General features: G+C 40.1%; 3 protein-coding genes. All 3 read left to right on the forward strand.

The annotated features are described in order from the left end of the window. Nucleotides 1-673: 673 nt before the first annotated feature. Complete coding sequence (locus tag IQ229_RS11020; protein WP_194043641.1) at nt 674-2,683, forward strand: hypothetical protein; 2,010 nt, start codon at nt 674-676, stop codon at nt 2,681-2,683. Between the two features lie 161 nt (nt 2,684-2,844). Next, nucleotides 2,845-4,317 carry an alpha/beta hydrolase gene (locus IQ229_RS11025; protein ID WP_194043643.1) on the forward strand — a complete coding sequence of 491 codons (1,473 nt, stop codon included), beginning with the start codon at nt 2,845-2,847 and terminating at the stop codon, nt 4,315-4,317. Nucleotides 4,318-4,684: 367 nt separating this feature from the next. Further along, entirely contained in the window at nt 4,685-5,476 is a 792-nt protein-coding gene (locus IQ229_RS11030; protein WP_194043645.1) for an SDR family NAD(P)-dependent oxidoreductase, read from the forward strand. Nucleotides 5,477-5,530 lie beyond the last annotated feature (54 nt).

Genomic DNA, 5,530 nt, shown 5'->3' on the forward strand with positions numbered 1-5,530 from the left:
TTTCCATGTGTTTCTCTGGCTTTATATAGTGTTTCGGCAATAAAACTAGGCATCAAAATTATTCGTAGCACTAACAGTCTCGCCAGAGAACTATTTTTTCTAGTTTCTCTGGGAGGGCAATTTTTGATGTCTACAAATCTACAGTGGAGGTTTTTGGATGCGAGGAATAAGTATTAAGTTTTTGTTACTTAGATTTACCTACCAAGTTTCAGCATGGATATTTATCCTTATTGGTTTTTACAGTTATATAAAGACTTTTGCAATTTGTAAAGATACGGTATTTACAGAGCAATTCTTAAAAAAAGTGAAAATTCTCGTCTTTTGTGTCTCTTAAAAGGTTAAGGCAACCTTAAAAGTAGCTGCTAACAATTTGTTACAAACTTAACTAGGCACGTAGGGAATGGATACAACCATAGCAAATTGCTTATTGAACACCATTGGAATTTTACAATTTTTTAAATTTTTGATTTATAAATGTATAAAAGTTTATTGATGACGTTTTACAAATTTGTGTAGTAACTTCATATATAACGAACCTCAGTTGGGTGCATTAATCATCAAAATATCCCAAGACTAAATTTGGAAAATGGGAAATTAGTGATGAATCATTAGTGTACCTCTACAAACGTGAGGTGCAGTGGGAAAGGTTTAGGTGTTATGACCAGAGAGTTTTATGAAAAAGACAAGTCTAATTTTTAAGGGCTGTCTGCTCCTCCTATTCGTGACTATGTTTATAGTCTGCGGCTTTTATGGAACGCCTACAGCTCTAGCCGATGAGTATAGTGAAATACCTACGTCCATAAGTACAGACTATTTAGGTACTGGTGTATCTGAATACCCAGATAATTGCGAGGGCATCGGTTATCTCCCAGAGTACACCAAAGAGAATTTGACAGATGCCGAGAAACGGGGTCGTTGCACTTGGTATTTATGGACTGGCGGTAATGCTAAGTACTATCGTGATTTAGCGAAGCGAACACATGGCGGTGTTGACTTGCTAAAGCTGATTGACTCGCGTATGCATGACGAGCGATTGCAACGTTATGGCGCAATTAACGATCCTGGATGTGAAAAGGCGACAGCACCAGATGAATACGGATTGCTGCTAGATAAATGTAAAGATCCGCTCTCAACTGGCGTAATTGGGTTGCGTAAGTTCCCCAACCCCAACTTCGACTCGGCTAAATGGAACCCTGTTGAATATGCCAAAGACTCACAAGTTGAGCCTCCCTACGTGATCGGGCAGTCCTGCGCCATCTGTCATGTAGCGTTAGATCCTCTCAATCCACCCAAAGACAAGGAACATCCAAAATGGGAAAACCTTGTAGCAGCATTGGGTAATCAGTACATTAAGGAAAATAAATTATTTGCATCCAGCGTTGGAGAAAATAGTTTTGTTAAGCAAGTACTCGATTCTCAAAGACCTGGAACTTCTGATACTTCTCGGATTGCCACCGATCACATCAATAATCCGAATGCGATTAATGCCATTTTTAATTTAGGCGATCGCCCCACATATCCAGAGGTAATGAACGATGGTTCAACCAAGGATGTTAATCATATTCTCAAGGATGGTGCGGACTCTACAGGAGTGGCAAATGCCTCACTACGCGTCTACGTCAACATTGGGATGTGCGGCGATTACTGGACAAGTCTTCATGAGCCTTTATTAGGCAGAACTCCTCAAAAACCTTTTGATATTGAAAAGGCGCGAAAGGAGTGCGAAGGCTGGAGACAGACAGAAGCACGCATGGCTGATGCCGAAGCATTCTTAAAAACCATCCAGCCGATGCACCTGAAAGATGCACCAGATGGTGAAAAGTTCTTGACTAAAGATGAAAAAGTTCTCAAACGTGGCAAGCTGGTTTTTGCCAGCACTTGTGCTAGTTGCCATTCCAGCAAAAAGCCATCGGCTGCGATCGCATCTGACCCCGAACAGGCTCAAAAATGGTACGAAGAGTCTGTACTCAGTAGTAATTTCCTCGACCACAACTTCTTGTCTGATGACCAGCGTTATCCAGTTACCCTAATTGGTACTAATGTGGCGCGATCGCTAGGGACAAATGCCACTAAGGGGCATATTTGGGATCAGTTCTCGTCGAAGACTTACAAAGAACTGCCTTCACCAGGTACTTTGACGCTGTACAACCCTTTAGATGAGAAAAAACCCATCGAATTTAAGATACCTGACGGCGGTTTAGGTTATTACCGTACACCTTCACTAGTGAGCATTTGGGCAACAGCACCACTTCTGCACAACAATACACTAGGACTTTACAACGAAGATCCTTCAGTGAAAGGACGTGTAGAAGCCTATACGGATGCGATGGAAAAGCTGCTATGGCCTGAAAAGCGTGAAGGAATTATCAGCAGGACATCTCGAGATACTAAATTAGAGCTTCCCCCAGGAGATCCGAATCCGAGATTTAGGCTTCCTGTTCCTAAAGGTACACCTGTGAATTTGCTGGCAAGCATCAATATTAGAGAGGCGATTACATCTCTCAATCTCAGCAGCCTTTTCCAAGATTTGAAACCAGGGGGTGGAATTAAGGGTAAGTTGGCACGTGTACTTTTAAGAGCCAACAAATCTCCTGACTTTGTAGAAGATGAAGGTCATTATTTTGGCTCAAATCTCCCAGATGAAGATAAGAAAGCCCTAATTGAGTTCGTGAAAACTTTCTAAGTACAGCTCCCGTGTAAAATCGTAGTGTTTTCAACGCAGAGAATTCGCTACGAATTAATACAATGTTGTACTAAGACAACTTGTCTTGATATTCTGCACTCGTTCCCAGATTTAACCTGGGAACGAGAAAAAATATTGATTAAATAGCAAGGATATATATTATGCAGTATTTACCAATCGTCTTCGTTCGTGGATATGCAGGTACACAAAAAGACGTTGAGCAAACAGTCAACGATCCCTTTTATGGATTCAATAGTGGTTCAACTCATATTCGAGTGGATGAGAAGGAAAATCCCCAGAAGTTTTTTTTCGAGAGTCCATTGCTGCGGCTAATGACCGATCATGATTATCAACCGATTGTTGATAATCAGAATGTGAGCAATCAGATTAAAAGATTGTCCGATCGACTTCATCAAACTATTTGGATCTATCGATTTTATGATATATCTACACCTAGCTTTGGCTCCTCAAGTGTAGTTCGACAAGAGATGGAGGAGATAGCGAAGGGTTTAAGAAACTTGATCCAGAATGTCAAAAAAACAACGGGTGCTGACAAAATTTATCTGGTTGGTCACTCGATGGGAGGTCTTGTTTGTCGCAGTTTGATTCAAAAGATTTATCCAGAACAAGGCGAGCAAGCTGCCGATCACATTGACAAATTCTTTACCTACGCTACACCTCATGGCGGTATTTATTTTGAGGTTGGGAGTGGCTTGCTGGAAAATCTGAGAGACAAATTTCAATTGAATAATTCTGATGACTTTGGCCCTCAGCGGATGTATCAGTATTTAACACCTGATATCAAGCCAACAACTAAGTTACCCGATAACTTTCAGCTAGAAAAACTACAAAGCATAGAGGATGCATTTCCACCAGACCGCGTTTTTTCTTTGATTGGCACTAATGCACATGATTATGAAGAAGGTTTTGGTTTTTCACGCAAGGTTGTAGGAGTCAAAAGCGATGGTCTAGTTCAGATCGATAAAGCTTATATCGGGGGATCTCATCGTGCTTATGTTCATCGCTCTCATGGTGGACGTTATGGCATATTGAACTCCGAAGAAGGTTATCAAAACCTGCAACGATTTTTGTTTGGTGATATCCAGGTGAAACTTTCTCTGAGCAATGTTGAGTTAAAAGACCTGGACAAGAATTTTTATCAACTGGAAACTAGGGTAGCTTTACGTGGTCTTCCTATTCCTATATATGAGCAAGCGATCGCTCATTATTGCCCAATTACACAAGAGTTAACCCGAACAGATAAACCTATTCCGCTATTTACAGCTTTCTTAATCCCAAGAAACTCAGCCAGTGATGATAATACCTGTAGATATGCCCTACGTTTAGCACTGCATTCGTTCACAAAACAAGAGAAGAATTGGTTACGTGACAGTCATCTCGACCAAGTACCTTTGTGGTCTGACTATCTAATTACTGATGTTGCCGAATCAAATAGCAGTTATGAGGCTAAATACAGTTGGAATTCTGAAGAAAAAGAGCCAGTAACAAAGTTAAATCCGACTTCCGAATCTAGTTCTGATATATATATTGCGTATGTTTCTTTACCTGAACGCGGCCAAAAAGTCTTAGGAGCAAATGCAGCAGTTCGCTTGGAAATTTCCCAATGGAAATAAATAAGTGTTTGTTGTTGTGTAGTCAATGATTGGTTATGGTTACTTAGCACTTTTTAATTATTCTAGAGAGAGAATAATCAAGCTTAAAGAACGTTAGGTTAATAATGACTAATAATTAATGATTCATAAAAGACATGAGTGAAAAAATGGAAAAATAAAACCTATGTCTATATAAGGTTTCTGGATTAACACATAGTTATTTTCCAATACGGTTCAGTTAAGGCTAAAACTCTTTATCAAAGTCAAATTTTTAGCGAACCGCAGAGGCGCAGAGGAAACAGAGAGAAGAAAAAAATGCTTAACTGAACCGTATTGAGTTATTTTCACCGGATGTCTATTTATTTCAAGCTGTTAATAGAGGAAAATTATGCAGAATAATCGCAAACAAACGGCTCTTATCACTGGTGCATCTGGCGGCATCGGTTACGAATTCGTGAAATTATTTGCTCAGGATGGTTACAATCTTGTGTTAGTAGCTAGAAGCGTGGACAAGCTGAATAAAATCGCTGATGAATTTAAAAAGAAATTTGGCATTGATATCAAAGTTATTTCCAAAGATTTATCTAACCCCTCAGCCCCAGAAGAAATTTTCAGGGAGCTAGAACAAGCATCAATCAATGTTGATGTGTTGGTGAACAATGCTGGGTTTGCTACCTACGGATTATTTAACGAAATTGACCTGAATGCTGAAATGCAATTGCTACAGGTTAATGTTTTATGTCTGACACATTTAACCAAGTTATTTCTCAAAGGTATGGTTCAACGGGGGTCTGGAAAAATATTAAACCTGGCTTCCACTGCTGCTTTTCAACCAGGGCCGCTGATGGCAGTATACTACGCTAGTAAAGCCTATGTCTTATCGTTCTCAGAAGCGATCGCTAATGAATTAGAAGGTACAGGTGTCTCTGTAACGGCGCTATGTCCAGGGCCTACAGAATCTGGTTTTCAAGAAAGAGCCGCAATGGAAGACTCAAAGTTGGTAAGCGGTCAAAAAATTATGACTGCGGAAACGGTAGCCCAAATCGGCTATCGTGGTCTATTTGAAAACAAAACTGTTATAATCCCCGGAATTAAAAATCAGCTACTCGCTCAATCTGTAAGATTTACTCCCAGAAAGCTGGTAACAAAACTAGTCAGAAGTATGCAGGAAAGTAAGTAATAAGTAGGTCGGCGTAAATAATTAAGGCAGGAGGAAGAGGACTTGGGGGCAAGG

The organism is Nostoc cf. edaphicum LEGE 07299 (assembly GCF_015207245.1).
Lineage (GTDB): Bacteria > Cyanobacteriota > Cyanobacteriia > Cyanobacteriales > Nostocaceae > Nostoc > Nostoc edaphicum_B.

Coding starts and splice junctions, on each gene's coding strand:
- IQ229_RS11020 (WP_194043641.1), top strand. CDS start 674: ATGAAAAAGACAAGTCTAATTTTTAAGGGCTGTCTGCTCCTCCTATTC.
- IQ229_RS11025 (WP_194043643.1), top strand. CDS start 2,845: ATGCAGTATTTACCAATCGTCTTCGTTCGTGGATATGCAGGTACACAA.
- IQ229_RS11030 (WP_194043645.1), top strand. CDS start 4,685: ATGCAGAATAATCGCAAACAAACGGCTCTTATCACTGGTGCATCTGGC.